Source organism: Mesorhizobium sp., from assembly GCF_004962925.1.
Taxonomy (GTDB): domain Bacteria; phylum Pseudomonadota; class Alphaproteobacteria; order Rhizobiales; family Rhizobiaceae; genus Mesorhizobium.
The window spans coordinates 4,356-20,690 of the sequence record NZ_SUEO01000052.1 but is presented as its reverse complement, the minus strand read 5'-3'; the positions used below and the strand labels follow the sequence as shown (position 1 = coordinate 20,690).

20 protein-coding genes and 1 pseudogene are annotated in these 16,335 nt (G+C 61.9%); 18 read left to right on the top strand and 3 right to left on the bottom strand.

Features of this window, described 5'->3' with window-relative positions; translation table 11 throughout:
• Positions 1-123: 123 nt before the first annotated feature.
• A complete protein-coding gene (locus E5W87_RS13210; protein ID WP_292397832.1) occupies positions 124-771 on the bottom strand; it encodes a thiamine phosphate synthase in 648 nt (215 codons plus the stop codon).
• A gap of 134 nt (positions 772-905) precedes the next feature.
• A complete protein-coding gene (locus E5W87_RS13205; RefSeq protein WP_292397830.1) occupies positions 906-1,823 on the bottom strand; it encodes a DMT family transporter in 918 nt (305 codons plus the stop codon).
• A gap of 133 nt (positions 1,824-1,956) precedes the next feature.
• Here E5W87_RS13205 and E5W87_RS13200 point away from each other — a divergent pair, with 133 nt between their 5' ends.
• The 11 genes from E5W87_RS13200 to E5W87_RS13150 all read left to right on the top strand — a co-directional run bounded on the left by E5W87_RS13200 (position 1,957) and on the right by E5W87_RS13150 (position 9,320).
• Positions 1,957-2,406 carry an Lrp/AsnC family transcriptional regulator gene (locus E5W87_RS13200; protein ID WP_292397828.1) on the top strand — a complete coding sequence of 150 codons (450 nt, stop codon included), beginning with the start codon at positions 1,957-1,959 and terminating at the stop codon, positions 2,404-2,406.
• Between the two features lie 113 nt (positions 2,407-2,519).
• On the top strand, positions 2,520-3,290 hold the full coding sequence (locus E5W87_RS13195) for a sulfite exporter TauE/SafE family protein (RefSeq protein ID WP_292397827.1): 771 nt from the start codon (positions 2,520-2,522) through the stop codon (positions 3,288-3,290).
• A 254-nt stretch (positions 3,291-3,544) separates the two neighbouring features.
• Complete coding sequence (locus tag E5W87_RS13190; RefSeq protein WP_292397825.1) at positions 3,545-3,949, top strand: hypothetical protein; 405 nt, start codon at positions 3,545-3,547, stop codon at positions 3,947-3,949.
• A gap of 378 nt (positions 3,950-4,327) precedes the next feature.
• Complete coding sequence (locus E5W87_RS13185; protein WP_292397823.1) at positions 4,328-4,858, top strand: DUF1465 family protein; 531 nt, start codon at positions 4,328-4,330, stop codon at positions 4,856-4,858.
• 86 nt (positions 4,859-4,944) lie between these two features.
• Positions 4,945-5,451: a crossover junction endodeoxyribonuclease RuvC gene (ruvC, locus tag E5W87_RS13180; RefSeq protein WP_292397821.1), complete on the top strand. Its 507-nt coding sequence runs from the start codon at positions 4,945-4,947 to the stop codon at positions 5,449-5,451.
• 159 nt (positions 5,452-5,610) lie between these two features.
• Positions 5,611-5,880, top strand: coding sequence for an AbrB/MazE/SpoVT family DNA-binding domain-containing protein (locus E5W87_RS13175; RefSeq protein ID WP_292397819.1), 270 nt, complete (start codon positions 5,611-5,613; stop codon positions 5,878-5,880).
• The gene (locus E5W87_RS13170; RefSeq protein ID WP_292397818.1) at positions 5,858-6,277 is read left to right on the top strand and encodes a type II toxin-antitoxin system VapC family toxin; all 420 of its coding nucleotides are present in this window, start codon (positions 5,858-5,860) and stop codon (positions 6,275-6,277) included. The genes E5W87_RS13175 and E5W87_RS13170 overlap by 23 nt, the downstream gene beginning before the upstream one ends.
• A gap of 27 nt (positions 6,278-6,304) precedes the next feature.
• Positions 6,305-6,925: a Holliday junction branch migration protein RuvA gene (gene ruvA / locus E5W87_RS13165; protein WP_292397816.1), complete on the top strand. Its 621-nt coding sequence runs from the start codon at positions 6,305-6,307 to the stop codon at positions 6,923-6,925.
• Between the two features lie 51 nt (positions 6,926-6,976).
• Positions 6,977-7,252, top strand: coding sequence for an AbrB/MazE/SpoVT family DNA-binding domain-containing protein (locus tag E5W87_RS13160; protein ID WP_292397814.1), 276 nt, complete (start codon positions 6,977-6,979; stop codon positions 7,250-7,252).
• On the top strand, positions 7,252-8,289 hold the full coding sequence (gene ruvB / locus E5W87_RS13155; RefSeq protein ID WP_292397812.1) for a Holliday junction branch migration DNA helicase RuvB: 1,038 nt from the start codon (positions 7,252-7,254) through the stop codon (positions 8,287-8,289). The genes E5W87_RS13160 and ruvB overlap by 1 nt, the downstream gene beginning before the upstream one ends.
• A gap of 122 nt (positions 8,290-8,411) precedes the next feature.
• On the top strand, positions 8,412-9,320 hold the full coding sequence (locus E5W87_RS13150) for a metallophosphoesterase (RefSeq protein WP_292397810.1): 909 nt from the start codon (positions 8,412-8,414) through the stop codon (positions 9,318-9,320).
• Between the two features lie 6 nt (positions 9,321-9,326).
• Here E5W87_RS13150 and E5W87_RS13145 read toward each other — a convergent pair whose 3' ends face one another.
• Positions 9,327-10,577 (bottom strand): cellulase family glycosylhydrolase, encoded by a 1,251-nt coding sequence (locus E5W87_RS13145; RefSeq protein WP_292397854.1) that lies wholly within the window; start codon positions 10,575-10,577, stop codon positions 9,327-9,329.
• Positions 10,578-10,710: 133 nt separating this feature from the next.
• Between E5W87_RS13145 and ybgC the strand changes: the two genes are divergently transcribed.
• From ybgC to E5W87_RS13110, 7 genes and pseudogenes are all read left to right on the top strand, one after another.
• The gene (gene ybgC, locus E5W87_RS13140; protein ID WP_292397808.1) at positions 10,711-11,184 is read left to right on the top strand and encodes a tol-pal system-associated acyl-CoA thioesterase; all 474 of its coding nucleotides are present in this window, start codon (positions 10,711-10,713) and stop codon (positions 11,182-11,184) included.
• A gap of 279 nt (positions 11,185-11,463) precedes the next feature.
• Positions 11,464-12,174, top strand: a complete 711-nt coding sequence (gene tolQ / locus E5W87_RS13135) for a protein TolQ (RefSeq protein ID WP_292397806.1) — start codon at positions 11,464-11,466, stop codon at positions 12,172-12,174.
• Between the two features lie 9 nt (positions 12,175-12,183).
• Positions 12,184-12,642, top strand: coding sequence for a protein TolR (tolR, locus tag E5W87_RS13130; protein WP_127206219.1), 459 nt, complete (start codon positions 12,184-12,186; stop codon positions 12,640-12,642).
• A gap of 7 nt (positions 12,643-12,649) precedes the next feature.
• A complete protein-coding gene (locus E5W87_RS13125; protein ID WP_292397804.1) occupies positions 12,650-13,612 on the top strand; it encodes an energy transducer TonB in 963 nt (320 codons plus the stop codon).
• A 68-nt stretch (positions 13,613-13,680) separates the two neighbouring features.
• A complete protein-coding gene (tolB, locus tag E5W87_RS13120; protein ID WP_292397853.1) occupies positions 13,681-14,964 on the top strand; it encodes a Tol-Pal system beta propeller repeat protein TolB in 1,284 nt (427 codons plus the stop codon).
• 266 nt (positions 14,965-15,230) lie between these two features.
• On the top strand, positions 15,231-15,737 hold the full coding sequence (gene pal / locus E5W87_RS13115; protein ID WP_292397802.1) for a peptidoglycan-associated lipoprotein Pal: 507 nt from the start codon (positions 15,231-15,233) through the stop codon (positions 15,735-15,737).
• 203 nt (positions 15,738-15,940) lie between these two features.
• Positions 15,941-16,335: pseudogene (locus tag E5W87_RS13110) on the top strand (tol-pal system protein YbgF); the annotation flags it as partial.

Below are 16,335 nucleotides of genomic sequence, written 5' to 3'. Positions count from 1 at the left end.
ATCGGTTTGTCCGCCTTTGCACCGACGTCGGGCTTGGCTTGCGGCAACGGGACGGTTTCCGCCACGGCCGCCTGCGTGAGCGCCACAAGGAAAGCACCGAAAAGTATTGTCCGCGCCGGCACGTCAGTCCTCGAAACGCGGCGCGGTTTCGTCGAGCAGCGCATTGGCGCTGGCGACTGCCATCTTTGGGTCGACGCCTTCGGCAAAGACGGCGCTGGACAGCGCCACGAATTCGGCGCCGGTGGCAGCCACCGTTTCCACCGAGGCGAGGTCGGACCCGGCCACGACGATGCAAGGGATCTGGATCACATCCGCCCACCATTGCCCCAGCGACAGGTTCCGTGGGTGCGGCTCCGGCTTGTTGTCGTAGCCGAAGCGGCCGAAGAAGATGTAGTCGGGCCTGAGCTCTCCGAGTTCCAGCGCATCGTCGCGGGTCTTGGCGCCGCCGGTGCCGACCATCATTTTTGCCTGGAAGTGCTCGATCGTCTCGGCGAGTTCGGCCTTGCCGACCTCGACATGGATGCCATCGGCCTGGACGCGGCCGGCGATGCGGGTGTCTCCGGCAATGACGACGGCAACGCCTGCTGCTTGCGCCGCCGGCACGATCTGTTCGGCGAAGGCCTGGAAAGAGGCCTCGTCCATGCCGTTCTCGGGCAGGATGAGCGAGGCGACGTCGCCGCCCTCGAACGCCGCGCCGATGCGCTCAGCCGGCACGCCGGGCGGCGCGATCAGCACGATGCGGCAGCGATTTGGGGGCGTTGCGTCGTTCATTGGTTTTCGATCCCGGTTTTCGCCTATGCCGGGCGAAGATGGTTGCATTGCGGCATAGAGCAAAGTGCCGGCCTTGAACAGGCGGGCGGGGCAGGATCATTGGCGCAGGATTGTCGTCCGGTGACGTTCTTGCCTCACTTGATTGCCTGAGTGCTCTCGGCTGGGGTCTTCGATTTCCACAGCGTCCAGCCAAGATTCATGCCGGCGGCGGCGACCAGGATGGCGGAGGCGCCGACGATCTGCGCCGGATGCAGCCGGTGGCCGAAGGCGACGACATCGACCAGGATCGCAACCACAGGGTAGATGAAGGACAGCGATCCCTGCAGATGCGTCGGCAGTCTCTGAATGGCGCCGTACATCAGGATGTACATCAGGCCGGTATGGACGACGCCAAGCGTCGCCAGCATGCTCCAGCTCCACGCATCGGCGGGAAGTTGGGAAAAGTTGGCGAAGGGTGCCAGCATGACAACGCCGACGCAGACCTGGATCAGGGCGATCAGGTGCGGTGGCGTGCCTTTGAGCTTCTTGGTGACGATGGCGGCGACGGCCCAGAAGAAAGCCGCACCCAACGCCATCGCGATGCCGGTAAAATAATCCGTGCCGACACTACCTGTATTGGGGCCTACATCAGGCGAGGCCTGCACGATCAGCAGCATGCCGGCGAAGGCGATGCCAAGCCAGGCCAGCTTTGCCATGGTCAGTCGCTCTGAGAAGAAGAGCGCGCCAAAGCCGACCAGCATGAAGGGCTGCGTGTTGTAGACAGCCGTGGCGATCGAGATCGAGGCGCGGGAGAACGAGCTGAACAGCAGCAGCCAGTTGATGACGATGGCAGCACCGCCAAGTGCCGCGATCGCCACGATGCGCAGCGTCAGCCTGCCGCGCAGCAATCCCAGGGCAGCGCAGATGATCAGCAGCGTTACCGCACCGAAGGCACAGCGCCAGAACACCACATCCATGATGGGCTGGCCCGACATGACGACGAACCATCCGATCGTGCCGAGGATCGTCATTGCGGCCGTCATTTCGATCGTGCCGCGCGCCATGCTGTCCATGAAATACCCCTGAAATCCGTTGAGACTTGACAATCTCATATGACTCCAGTGCTTTCCATGATTTGCGAAAGGTGATATTCGCATTCTGCCTAATTAAATGAGGTAAATCTCGTTTTTATTGAGGATCGTAAAAATGCTGGACGAGCTGGACAAAAAGCTTCTCGACATCCTGATCCGGGATTCACGAACCTCGCTGAAGGAGTTGGCCCAGCAGGTCGGGTTGTCGTCGCCAAGCGTTTCGGAGCGGCTTCGACGTCTCGAGGATCGCGGCGTTATCAGGGCTTTCACCGTCGAGATCGATCCCCAAGCGCTCGGCTACACCTTGCAGGCGATCGTTCGCATCCGGCCCTTGCCGGGCAAGCTGCATATCGTCCAGAAGCTGATCGAGGAGATCCCGGAGTTCGGCGAATGCGACAAGGTGACGGGCGACGATTGCTTTGTTGCCCGGCTATTCGTGCGCTCGATCGGCGATCTAGACAAACTTCTCGACCGTATCGCCGACAAGGCCGAAACCAGCACAGCCATCATCAAGGCGCAGCCGATCCGGAGGCGCCCGCCACCGCTCGACATGCCAGACATCTGACAGGCTCCGGGTGGCATTGGGTACATATTTTGGCATCCATATTTTACGGTCGCGGCGTGACCATTTCTGGTCTATTCCAGAGCCCGATCTTCCCTCCAACTGCTCCCTCTCCGATGTCAGGCCTGCTTCTCGATCCGTGGTTCTATGCCGCCGCCATTCCAGCCGTCATCCTGGTCGGCCTGTCCAAGGGCGGCTTTGGCGGTGCGGTCGGCTTCGTTGGCGTGCCGCTGATGGCGCTGGCGATTCCGCCGGTGCAGGCCGCCGCCATCCTGCTGCCTATACTGTGCCTGATGGACATCGTCTCGGTGTGGACATGGTGGGGTGTCTACGACCGCAAGATGCTCACAGACATGATGCCGGGGGCGGTTATCGGCATCGGCCTCGGCTGGCTGACCGCGGCGCTGGTGACAGCGGAAATGGTGCGGCTGATCGTCGGCGCCGTGGCGATTATCTTCGTGCTTCGCTGGGTCTATCTACAGATGCGGCACGGTGCAAACCACTCAGCCGAGCCCAACCGCGCGGCTGCCGCTTTCTGGGGGACGGTCGCCGGTTTTACCAGCTTCGTCGCTCATGTCGGCGGCCCACCATTCCAGGTCTATGCGCTGCCGATCCGACTCGATCCGAAAGTGCTGTCGGGCACCGCCGCAATCTTCTTTGCCGCCACCAACGCATTGAAGCTCATTCCCTATTTTGCGCTGGGACAGTTCGACACCACCAACCTGGCCGCGTCGGCGGTTCTGGTACCGCTGGCGCCGCTTTCGACCATCGCCGGCGCCTGGCTGGTGCGGCGGATGCGGCCGGAACTGTTCTACCCCTTCACCTACGCGACCGTGGCGGTCGTTGCGGTCAAGCTTCTGTGGGACGGGATCGCCGGCCTTCTATAAATCGCCGTCGCCGAACTGCCATCAGCTTCACGGCAGATTTCGGGCGGCGCCCGGCACCGGCATCGTTCAACGATTGCGCAAGCGCGTCGCGCTGTTTTCTGCTATTTTGACAGCGCCGGAAAGGGTCAGGCGCCACGCGACATCGTCCAGAAACATTGCCGATGCTAATGCGCCGATGCCGGGAACCCGGTGGCGGGTCAACCGCCTGAGCTCAACCCATTCCCGTGACGGGAAAAGGCAAATCGGGGGATACTATGCAAAAAGTAGCACGAAATTTCTTCACGCTGGCTGTCATCTACGCGATGTTCGGGATGGCGCTCGGCCTTCAGATGGCGATCAGCCAGGACCATGGCCAGATGCCGACCCACGCCCACATCATGGTGGCCGGATGGCTGATGTCGGCGGTGTTCGCCTTCTTCTACCATCTGTTTCCGGCAGTCGCGGAAAAGAGGCTCGCCACCGTCCATTTCTGGTTGACGGCAATCAGCGGCATCGGCCTGTTGATCGGCCTTTACATCATGCTTGGCGGCAACCCGGCGATCGAGCCGCTGGTGGCAACGTCCTCGATGGGCTTTTACGCGGGATTGCTGCTGTTTGCCTACATCGCACTGCCGGTGGTTTGGAAAGCCGAGCGGCTTCCTGAGGCGCAAAAGGCCTGAGTTCCAAAGGGTTTGAGCATGTGCTGTTACGGCACAGGCGGGCGACGCTTGTTCAAAAAATATCCGCGTCGTTAAGGCTTCATTAAGCTTTACAGGCGTTTACTATGTGCATCCAGTGATCTGGATTCTTACCGAGTGGTTGGAGCCACTTTGTTTGACGCCTCCCTGTTAAACTCCTGAGAGCCGCCTTATCCGCGGCTCTTTTTTTGCCCGCGATCCGGTTTGCCCGGGCGCCCGCGCCGCCGTTAACCGTTTGTTAAACATGTGCTTGCCTTCACCCGCCCCGAAGCGCATTTTCAAGCCTCGGTCATATAGGGTGCAGGACGTGACGGCGATGACGCCGATTCGGCCGGCTGTAGGCAAGTGCAGGGCGTATCGATGAACGATCCTTCGAAAGGAAGCGCGCAAACCATCAAGCTGGCGGAGCGCCGGGTTTTCTCCCAATCCTTCAAGCCGCTCTACCAGGAAGGCATGGGCCTGGTCGAGCAGGCGGCCGAATATCTGGACGGCAAGGGCCGGGCCGAGGCGAAGAAACTGTCCAGGCTGGCGGCGACGCTCTATGCGGCAGAATCGATGCGGCTGACCACGAGGCTGATGCAGGTCGCCTCCTGGCTGCTTTTGCAGCGCGCGGCGAATTCCGGCGAGATGACCCGCGACCAGGTTGCTTCCGAAAAATCCAAGGTGCGTCTCGACACGGCTTCCGCCAACAACGATGCCGCAGGCTGGGTCGAATTGCCCAAGGATTTTCTTGACCTCATCAACCGTTCGCTGCGCCTGCAGGCGCTGGTGCGCCGCATGGACGAGGAAATCTATGGCGGCGCGGTGGCCGAGGTGTCGCCATCCGGCCGCCGCGTCAATCCGGTTTCCGACCAGATCACGCTGCTCAACACGGCTTTCGCCCGCGGCTGACAGGCTGCTACGGGCATAGTGGGAGCCCGTTTCTGGTTTGTTCACATTTCGCTGGCATCGCTGTCCGCTAGAGGTAGACTTGGCGGATGGGGGAAACGATTCGCATCATCGGCATCGATCCGGGGCTGAGGCGCACCGGCTGGGGCATCGTCGAGAGCCTCGGCAATTCGCTGCGCTTCGTCGCCTCCGGCACCGTGCGTTCCGACGACAAGGCGGCGCTGGCGACGCGCCTTTGCCAGTTGCATGATGGGCTCGTCGAGATCCTGCATTCCGCCATGCCGCATGAGGCGGCGGTCGAGCAGACTTTCGTCAACAAGGATGCAGTAGCGACGCTGAAGCTCGGCCAGGCGCGCGGCATCGCCATGCTGGTGCCGGCGCGGGCAGGGCTGGTCGTTGCCGAATATGCGCCCAACGCCGTCAAGAAGGCGGTTATCGGCGTCGGTCATGGCGACAAGAAGCAGATCCACATGATGGTCAAGGTGCTGATGCCGAAGGCGAGTTTCGATACCGACGATGCCGCCGACGCACTGGCCATTGCCATCTGCCATGCGCATCACCGGCAGAGCGTTGCCTATAGACTGGCGCTGGCCTAGAGCGACGTGCGTCCATTTGGACGCACAGAGTGCGCTCTAGCACTGTGAATCTACGCATCGCGCTTTCCGAAAATCGATTCCGTTTTTCGGGCCGATGCGATAAGTTTGTTCTTGACTTGTTCTCGTAATGGAAATAAGTAATACCTGCGAGGTATTACCATGCGGGTGACAACCAAAGGACAGGTGACGATCCCGAAAGAGATACGGGATCGCCTGGGCATCGGCCCGGGCTCGGAGGTGGAGTTCTTGCCTACTGACGATGGCGTTCGTGTCGTTGCGGTCAACGAGGACATTTCCGAAGAAGAGGCTTCCCGGAACTTCAGCCGGCTGCTCGATCAGATGGCCGGCACGTTGGATCTGGGAGGCGTGACGACGGACGAATATATCGAGTGGCTGAGGGGTCCACGTGAAGATCTCGACATTGATTGACACGAGTGTCCTGATCGACGTGTGGGGTCCTGCCGGACGAGAGACGAAGTGGTCGGCGGCGGCGATCACCGCATGTCGGCGCGAAGGCGCACTCGTTATCAACGCAATCGTCTGGTCCGAACTGGCGCCGCTGATAGCGACGGAGACCGCACTTCGTAAAGCAGTCGAAACGCTCAAGATGGATCGCGAGCTCTTGCCATGGGAAGCGGCATTCCTTGCCGGTGTCACGCATTCCCGCTATCGCCGCGCTGGCGGGGTCCGCGAACGAACGCTGCCGGATTTCTTCATTGGAGCCCACGCCGCCGTTGCTGGACATCGTTTGCTGACACGCGATGCCGCGCGCTATCGCAGCTACTTCCCGGACCTCGACATCATGTCTCCGGAAACCTATCCATGAGGGCCTTGCACAAATGAGAGCCTTGGCATGATCGGCAAGCTCAAAGGCACGCTGGACGAGATTGATGAGGATTTCTGCATCGTCGACGTGCACGGCGTCGGCTACGTCGCCCACTGCTCGACGCGTACGCTGGCGGCGCTGCCGGCGCCTGGAGAGGCGGTCGTTCTGTTCATCGAGACCTATGTGCGCGAGGACATGCTGCGGCTCTACGGTTTCCAGTCGGTGCTGGAGCGCGAGTGGTTCCGGCTGTTGATGAGCAATGTGCAGGGCGTTGGCGCCAAGGTGGCGCTGGCCATCCTGTCGACGCTGGCGCCGGCCGATCTGGCTAATGCCATCGCGCTGCGTGATATTGCCATGGTCAGCCGCGCGCCGGGCGTCGGCAAGAAGGTGGCCGAGCGCATCGTCACCGAACTGAAGAACAAAGCACCGGCCTATGCGGGCACTGCCTCCGGCACCATCGGCCTGAAGCAGGAGCTCGGCGAGGGCGTTGCGGCTGCGCCGATCACCGACGCCGTCTCGGCGCTGGTCAATCTCGGCTATTCGCGCGATACCGCCGCCAACGCGGTGGCGGCGGCGCTGAAAAGCGCCGGCGAGGACGCGGATGCGTCGAAGCTGATCCGCTTCGGGCTGAAGGAACTGGCGCGGTGAAATGGTTGTTGGAAAAGAAAATTGGTAAGAACTTTTGCCGGAAGTAAGAATATGCGCGCATATGCCAATCTGACCTCCAGAGGAGAGCTCACGATTCCAAAGGACATCCTCGACGCGCTTTCGCTCAAGACGGGCGACACGATCGCCTGGACGGTCATGGATGGTTATCTGATCGGAATGCCGCGCAATCTCGAATTTGCCGACCTTGCCGGATTTCTGGGCGATCCGCCCGGTGGTCCCGCCACACTGGAGGAAATCGACGCCGCGGTCGAGGATGCCGTCGGTCGACATGTCGCCGAGGATCCCGACGAAAGTGGGGGCGCCTGATGAGCCTTTCGCCACGCCTCATTGCTCCCGACAAGCGCGGCGAGGATGCCGAGCAGACCATGCGGCCGCAGACGCTCGGCGACTTCGTCGGCCAGGCGGCAGTTCGGGCCAACCTCAAAGTGTTCATCGAGGCCGCCAAGGGCCGCAGCGAGGCTCTCGACCACGTGCTGTTCGTCGGGCCGCCCGGCCTCGGCAAGACGACGCTGGCGCAGATCATGGCGCGCGAGCTCGGCGTCAATTTCCGCTCGACCTCCGGTCCGGTCATCGCCAAGGCCGGCGATCTCGCAGCACTGCTCACCAATCTCGAAGACCGCGACGTGCTGTTCATCGACGAGATCCACCGGCTCAATCCGGCGGTCGAGGAAATCCTCTATCCGGCGATGGAGGATTTCCAGCTCGACCTGATCATCGGCGAAGGGCCGGCGGCGCGCTCGGTCAAGATCGATCTTGCCCGCTTCACCCTCGTCGCCGCTACCACCCGGCTCGGCCTTTTGACCAATCCGTTGCGCGACCGCTTCGGCATCCCGGTCCGTCTCAATTTCTACTCCGTCGAGGAACTGGAGCAGATTGTGCGGCGTGGCGCCCGCATCCTTGCCATGCCGCTCGGCGACGATGGCGCACTGGAGATCGCGCGGCGGGCACGCGGCACGCCGCGCATCGCCGGCCGGCTGTTGCGCCGCGTGCGCGATTTTGCCTCCGTCGCCGGCGACGGTCATGTCGATCGCCAGATCGCCGACGAGGCGCTGACGCGGCTCGAGGTCGACGCGCTCGGCCTCGACGCGCTCGACCGCCGCTATCTCTCGATGATCGCGCGGAATTTTGGCGGCGGGCCGGTCGGCATCGAGACGATCGCTGCAGGGCTTTCCGAGCCGCGCGACGCCATCGAGGACATCATCGAACCCTATCTCATCCAGCAGGGCTTCATCCAGCGCACGCCGCGCGGCCGCGTGCTGACCGCCAATGCCTGGCGGCATCTCGGCCTTGATGCGCCTAAGGACCTGGCACAGCAGCAGATCAGCCTGTTCCAAGAAGAGTAGCGTCCGCGCGGCACTTCGTTCCTGTGCAAAATCTCCTAATCCTGGTCAGCTTGCCGGCGCATTTGCGGGCTATAACACTTCGCGCTGTGGGACCGTCTCCCCACGACCGTCGGAGCTGAGCGATGATCACCAGACGTGGCTTCCTGCGCCTCATCGGCGGTTCGTTCCTATCGGCCGTGTCGCTCAGCGCTTATGCGGTTGGCCTGGAGCCGATGTTGCTGACGCATGTAAAGCGCTATTCATTGACGCCGCCAAACTGGCCTGCAGGATTGCGGCTTCGCGTTGTCGCTCTCGCCGATATTCATGCTTGCCGGCCATGGATGACGCCGGAGCGGATTAGGTCGCTTGCCGAACGGGCGAACTCCCTGCAGCCGGATCTGATTGTCCTGCTGGGCGACTATGCATCCGGCACACGCCTGGTGACGGACTGGGTGGATTCCTCCGAATGGGCGCCGGCCTTGTCCGGTCTGAAGGCGCCGCTCGGCGTGTGGTCGATCCTTGGCAATCACGACTGGTGGGAGGACCTTTCCGCGCAAAAGGCCGGGTTGGGGCCGACCGTGGCGCGCAGGGCGCTCGAGAGCGCCGGTATCCCGGTCTTGGAAAACGATGTCGTCCGCCTGGAAAAGGACGGGCATGGCTTCTGGGTCGCCGGCCTTGCGGACCAACTTGCGCTGCGGCCGGGCAAAGCCTGGGGCCGCAGCAAATTCAAAGGACTGGACGACCTGCACGGCACGCTGGCAAAGGTAAGCGACAAGGCTCCCGTTATTCTGCTCGCACATGAGCCCGACATATTTCCGAAAGTCCCGTCACGGATATCGTTGACCCTTTCGGGCCATACCCATGGCGGGCAGGTGCGGCTATTCGGCTATTCTCCGGTCGTCCCATCCCGCTTCGGCAACCGTTTTGCTTATGGCCATGTCGTGGAGGAGAACCGCAACCTGATCGTTTCTGGAGGCCTCGGCTTCAGCATCCTGCCGGTGCGTTTTGGGATGCGCCCAGAGATTCTTTCGATCGAACTGGGTTCAGCCTGAACCGCTTCAATGAAGTGACTTGATCGCGTCCATCACATCCGGCTCGGCTTTTTCACTGTCAAAAGCGTCAACGATGCCGAAGGCGCCGCCATAGCTCCAGACCGACCATGCGAAGCCATGGGCTTCGGCGCGCGCGATCATGTCCCTGACATAAGCGGCGCGGTATTCGGCTGGCATCACATAGGCATTGCCGTATTCCTGGCGGATTATGCCGAATTCGCCCAATGTGATGTTCTCCGGCTTGATGCCTTTGGCCTTTGCCCAGGCCTCGACCCTGGTGAACGGCGCATCCATCATCCCGAGCAGCTTCTCATCCGTGTCCATGCTGGCCACTTGCTCGTCGAGATAGGCAAGCAGACCGCTCTGCCGCGCCCATGGCGCCTCGGCCTTGATCCTTGCCCGGATCGTATCGAGCGTAGCATCCAGCTGGGCGCGCGGGACGGCGCTGAGCGGATAGGGCAGGCCGGTCACATAGGGAATGAAGTCGCCGGCCCAGGTCGCGCCCTGGTGGGTAAGCAGGAACGGCTCGTAGGAGTGAAAGGTCCAGATGATGTTGTCGTCCGGAATCGCCTTCGGATCGATTTTTGCCAGCGATGCCGCGTTGGAATAGCAGGCGCCGGTCAGGATCAGGGTGAGCTTCGTGGCCGACGAACGCGCCGCCGCGAACAGTTTCTGCTGGCGCTCCGGCCAGAGGCTGGTGCCGTCGGTGTCGCAGTCGACGACCGGCTCATTCATCGGCTCGATGGCGACTTGGCGCGGATCCTCATCGGCCAGCGTGCGCGCCATCTTGCGCACCATTTCGACATAGGCTTCGAACACTTTCGGGTCGTCCATCACCTCGCCCATGCCGATCTTGCGGCTGCTGCCGCTGGGGATCAGGTGCATGTCGACGATCACTTTCAGTCCGGCGCGATTGATCATGCGCACCGAGTCCAGCACGCTGGCATAGAGCTCGTCGCGCAGCGCCAGCGTCTCGTCCGACAGGAACGGCGACGGATCGACCGGCATGCGCAGGAAATCGAAGCCGGCGTTCTTCAGCGCCTTGAGGTCATCATCGCCAAGGAACTTGCGCCATTCCGGATAGGGCAGGATTGCCTGCCGGTCGCCCCATTTGTCCTCGTCCGGCCATGTCGTCCATTGGTCGAGATTGAGGCCGCGTTTCATCGAAAAGCTCGCCGCCTGGCCCGGCTGCACCAGCGCGGCCAGCAAAAGCAGCGCTGCCATCAAGGTCTTGATCATCGCCGCCAACAGTGCCATCGGGTTCATGCGCCAAGCTAATGCGTGTCGCCCAAAAGTGTGTAGCGGTTTTGGGACAACGACACGCACGGATACAACCACCTAAAGCGCGTCGCGCTTTAGGTGCCCGGTCAGGCCCAAAAAGGAAAGCGCGATGGACGATCATGGTGAATCGGCGGCACTCGGCGCCGGGCTTTCCGGTGCGCTGACGGAATTCGGCCACCGGCTGATGGCGCGGGTCTATTATGCCGACACCGATTTCTCCGGCGTCGTCTACCACGCACGCTATCTCGAATTCTTCGAGCGTGGCCGTTCCGATTATCTCAGGCTTGCCGGCGTCCATCACACCGAACTCGCCAACGGCAAGCATGGCGAAAGAATAGTCTGGGTGGTGCGGCGCATGGAGATCGACTTTCGCGGGTCCGCCCGCATGGACGACATCTTGACCATCGAGACGCGCACCGAGGACATTTCGGGCGCCCGCATCTTCATGGCGCAGCAGCTGAAGCGCGGCGGCGAGGTGCTGGTCGAGGCGCGGGTCGAGGCGGCGATCATCGGCGAGAATGGCCGGCCAAGACGTTTTCCGAAGGAATGGATCGCAGCCTTCATGCCCAAGGCAAATGGATAAATTACTGACGCCGATGATCCGCTGACGATGCCTGGCGGCCCGCCCAAGGCGCGGCAATGCGCCGCGCTGTACGTCCTAACCCATCCTTAACCATAACGGTTCATGAAGAGAGTGGTGAAGATTGGAGGAATCCAGCGCCTTCCTTTCACCAACATTTGCCCCGAAAAGGCCGCCAACGGTGCATTTTGGGGTTATTCCGGAAGCTTTGCGCGAACGGACCACAAGGGATGCCCATGGGCCAGCCGCCAGCCGTGCCCGGAAAATCTTAAGGACGTAACCATGGAAAATATCGCACTCGCCGAACCGGGCGCGCATTTGTCGATTTGGGCGCTGTTCATGCAGGCCGGTTGGGTGGTCAAGCTGGTCATGATCGGGCTGCTCTGCGCCTCGATCTGGACCTGGGCGATCATCGTCGACAAGCTCGTCGCCTATGGCCGCATGCGGCTCGCGCTCAATCGCTTCGAACAGGTGTTCTGGTCGGGGCAGTCGCTGGAAGAGCTTTATCGCACACTGGCCGACCGCAAGACGTCAGGCATGGGCGCCATCTTTGTCGCCGCCATGCGCGAATGGAAGAAGAGCTTCGAGAAGGGCGCGAAATCGCCGCTTGGCCTGCAGAACCGCATCGACAAGGCGATGGACCTGGCGCTGACCCGCGAAATGGAAAAACTGGAAGGACGGCTTGGCTTTCTCGCCACCACCGGCTCGGCAGCGCCCTTCATCGGCCTGTTCGGCACCGTCATCGGCATCATGACCTCGTTCCAGGCGATCGCCGCATCCAAGAATACCAGTCTGGCGGTGGTCGCACCCGGCATTGCCGAAGCGCTGCTGGCCACGGCAATAGGCCTGCTCGCGGCCATCCCCGCCGTCATCGCCTACAACAAGCTGTCGTCGGACGCGAGCAAGATCGCCGTGCGCATGGAGGGGTTCGCGGACGAGTTCTCCGCCATACTCTCGCGCCAAATCGATGAAAAAGTCGCGCAGAAGACCTGAGGAACAATCATGGGAATGTCTGTAGGCGCGGGTGGTGGAGGACGCGGTGGTCGCGGCCACAGGCGGCGCGGTCGCCATCACGCGATGATATCGGAAATCAACGTCACGCCGATGGTCGACGTGATGCTGGTGCTGCTGATCATCTTCATGGTCGCCGCACCATTGCTGACGGTCGGCGTGCCGATCGACCTTCCGGACACCCAGGCCAAGGCGATGAACGTCGACACGCAGCCGATTACCGTCTCGATCAACTCTACCGGCCAGATATATCTCCAGGAGACAGAAATCCCGATCGAGGAGCTGGTGGCGAAGCTGCAGGCGATATCCAAGACCGGCTATGACGAGCGCATCTTCATCCGTGGCGACAAATTGACGGACTACGGCACCGCCATGAAGGTGATGGCCCGCATCTCGGCCGCCGGATACAAGAATATCGGCCTGGTTTCACTGCAGGAACAGGATCAATAGACGCAAGATGAGGACCGGTCTCACCACATCGGTGATCTTGCATGCGACGGCGATCGCCTTCGGGCTGTTCACGTTGTCCTCGCCGCCTGCGATGCCCGCGTCCGATGTCGAATCGGTGTCGGTCGACATCGTGCCGATGGAAGCAACTGCGCAGGTTCTGCAAGGCGACAAGAAGGCCGTGGTGCACGAGAAGCCCAAGCCTGTCCCGGCAACGGAGGTCGCACCGGTCCCGCAGCCGAAGGAAGAGGTGAAGCCGGAGCCGGTCAAGCAGGCGGAGCCAAAGCCGACACCGGCCAAAGAGCCGGCACCGACGCCGCCGCAGGACAAGACCGCCGCCATCGACCCGCAGCCTGAGGTCAAGCCGGACGCCGTCGCCGAAGCAATAACAAAAGAACAGCCCACCGAGACGACGCAGCTTCCGGACTCTGCGCCGGCCCCGCAGGCGCGGCCGAAGCCGCAGCCGGCCCAGGCCGAAAGCGCCAAGGCGCCGGAGCGCAAAGACGCCGACAAGCCGGTCAAGGAAGCCTCATCCAAACCGAAATCGGAAGACAAGCAGTTCAACGCCGACGAGATTTCGGCGCTGCTCGACAAGCGGAAGCCGTCCGGCGGCGGCGCCAAGCGCTCGACCCAGCAGGCGTCGCTCGGTGGCGACAAGGATCAGGGCCAGAAGCTTTCAAGATCGGAGCAGGGAGCATTGGAGGCCCAGCTTGGCGGCTGCTGGACGCTGCCGGCAGGGCTCGAGGGTTCCGAGAATTTCATCGTCGTGGTCCGGTTCAACCTGGACGCCTCAGGCAAGCTGGATGGCCGGCCATCCGTTGAAAAATCGAGCGGAAACCGCCCGTTCGACGAAAGTGCCGTGCGAGCGGTTCAGAAATGCGATGTGGCCGGCCTGCAGGTTCCCGCGGGCAAACAAGACATCTGGGCCGACGTTCGGGTCACCTTCGACCCGAGGGAGATGCTGGGCCTGTAGGCCTGGCGCCCCGTAGAATCATTGAAGAGAAGCGAGAAGACATGAAATCCATCCTCAAGCCGCTCCTGATGATCGTAGCGATGGCGCTGGGCACGACTGCTGCCGCCACCTTGCCGGCGTGGGCGCTCGTTGAGCTCAACGTCAACAAAGGCAATGTCGAGCCGCTGCCGATCGCCATCACCGATTTCCAGGGCGGCGATGCGCTGGGCGCGGAGATTTCCGGTATTGTCAGCGCAGATCTGAAACGCTCCGGCCTGTTCGCGCCGATCGACAAGAGCGCCTTCATCGAAAAGATCTCGAACCCCGACGCCACGCCCCGTTTTGAGGATTGGAAAGTGATCAATGCCCAGGCGCTGGTCACCGGCAGCGTCAGCAAGGAGGCCGACGGCCGCGTCCGCGCCCAGTACAGGCTGTGGGACACCTTTGCCGGCCAGCAGATGTCGGGCGAGCAGTTCTTCGCCAACGACGCCAATACAAGGCGTGTCGCCCATATTATTGCCGACGCAATCTATGAGCGGCTGACCGGCGAGAAGGGCTATTTCGATACGCGCGTCGTCTTCATCGACGAGTCGGGCGCAAAGAACGCGCGCAAGAAGCGCCTCGCCATCATGGACCAGGACGGCGCCAACGTCCGCTACCTGTCGAACGGCAAGTCGATCGTGCTGACGCCGCGTTTCTCGCCGAACCGGCAGGAAATCACCTACATGTCCTATGAAAGCGGCCAGCCGAAGGTCTATCTGCTGCAGATCGAGACCGGACAGCGCGAACTGGTCGGCGACTTTCCCGGCATGACCTTTGCGCCGCGCTTCTCGCCCGACGGCCAGAAGGTGATCATGAGCCTGCTGCGCGACGACGGCAATTCCAACATCTTCGCCATGGATTTAAGAAGCCGCTCGACGACCAGGCTCACCAATTCGGCGGCCATCGACACCTCGCCGTCCTATTCGCCTGATGGCAGCAAGGTGGTGTTCACCTCCGACCGCGGCGGCCGCGCACAGATCTATGTGATGGGCGCCGACGGTTCGGGCCAGACCCGAATCTCGTTCGGCGACGGTGTCTATTCGACGCCAGTGTGGTCGCCGCGCGGCGATCTCATCGCCTTCACCAAGCAGACTGCCGGTGAATTCCAGATCGGCGTCATGCGCATCGACGGTTCGGGCGAGCGCATCCTTTCAACCGGCTTCCAGCAGGAAGGGCCGACCTGGGCGCCCAACGGCCGGGTGCTGATGTTCTTCCGCGATTCAGCCGGCGGGCCGAAACTCGTTTCGGTCGATCTCACCGGCCGCAACGAACAGTCGATCCCGACCGCGAATTTCGCGTCGGACCCGGCTTGGTCGCCGCTGCTCGAATAAGAGGAATTGGGGAAATGAAGAATTGAAGAGATGGAGAAAACGGGATTCCTCAACTCCTCAATTCACTCCTTTCCACGCCTTGGTCGCGTTTTGGCCGCATTTCCGCCTACGGTCCGCGCGCATTGTTGCCCCTCGGACGCCCTTGGGCAAACGGCTGCGGACGGCAGTCGAAACCAAATTTTAACCGTGTTTCTTGAACGCCGGTTAACCCAAACGTGGTTACTGGACGATCAACGAAATCACTCGAATTGCGAAGGAGAGGCGGCATGGGCCGTATCGCAGCACTTACCAGAAACCCGGTGATGATGGCGCTGGTGGCGTCGCTCGCCATCGCCGGTTGCGCCTCGAAGAAGACCCCGAACAGCGCCGCCGATCTCGGTCTCAGCGGCGCCGGAGCGGCAACGCCCGGATCGGCCCAGGACTTCACCGTCAACATCGGCGACCGCATCTTCTTCGACACGGATTCGTCCTCGATCCGAGCCGACGCGCAGACGACGCTTTCGCGCCAGGCGCAGTGGCTGAACCAGTATGGGCAGTATGCCATCGTCATCGAAGGCCATGCCGACGAGCGCGGCACGCGCGAATACAATCTGGCGCTCGGCGCCCGCCGTGCCGCCGCCACCCGCGACTTCCTCGTCGCCAGGGGTGTTTCCGGCCAGCGCCTGAAGACCATTTCCTACGGCAAGGAGCGTCCGGTCGCGGTTTGCGACGACATCTCCTGCTGGTCGCAGAACCGCCGCGCCGTCACCACGCTCAGCGGCGCCGGTTCTTGATCGGCAATTCCTGATCGGCAGAAATGCAACACATATATGCGAAAGGCGGCCGCGGCCGCCTTTTTCATGTCTGGCTCCCGGATATGAGACCTGAAACAAAATTTGGCCGAAGTCCTGCGTCCTGCTAAGAGCCAAGGCGCCTGACGGTCCCACTCCGATCGGAAGGCATGCAAACAGGCTAACAATTTCACGGCGAGAGGCACATGCATTTCAGATCGGTCTTGAGCGGCACGCTTGCGCTGCTGCTCGTATCAAGCGTCGCCGCACTTGCTGCCGGTACCGGGGCGAGCGGCAACGAGCAACAACCGTCGAAAGGCGGCTTTTCCTTTCACCTGCCGACGCTCGGCATTTTCGGTGAAAAGCCGGGCATTTTCGGTGAAAAGAAGAAGCCGGATCAGGTTCAGTTCGCACAGGATGGCACCGGCACTACCGCACTGCAGGAACAACTCCGGCAAATGAACGGCAAGATCGAGGAGCTCAACTTCCAGGTCCTGCAGATGCAGGAACAGATCCGCAAGCAGCAGGAAGACAACGAGTTCCGCTTCCAGCAGCTGGAAGGCGGTTCGCAAGGCTCGCCGCAACCAGCGGAGCAGAAAAA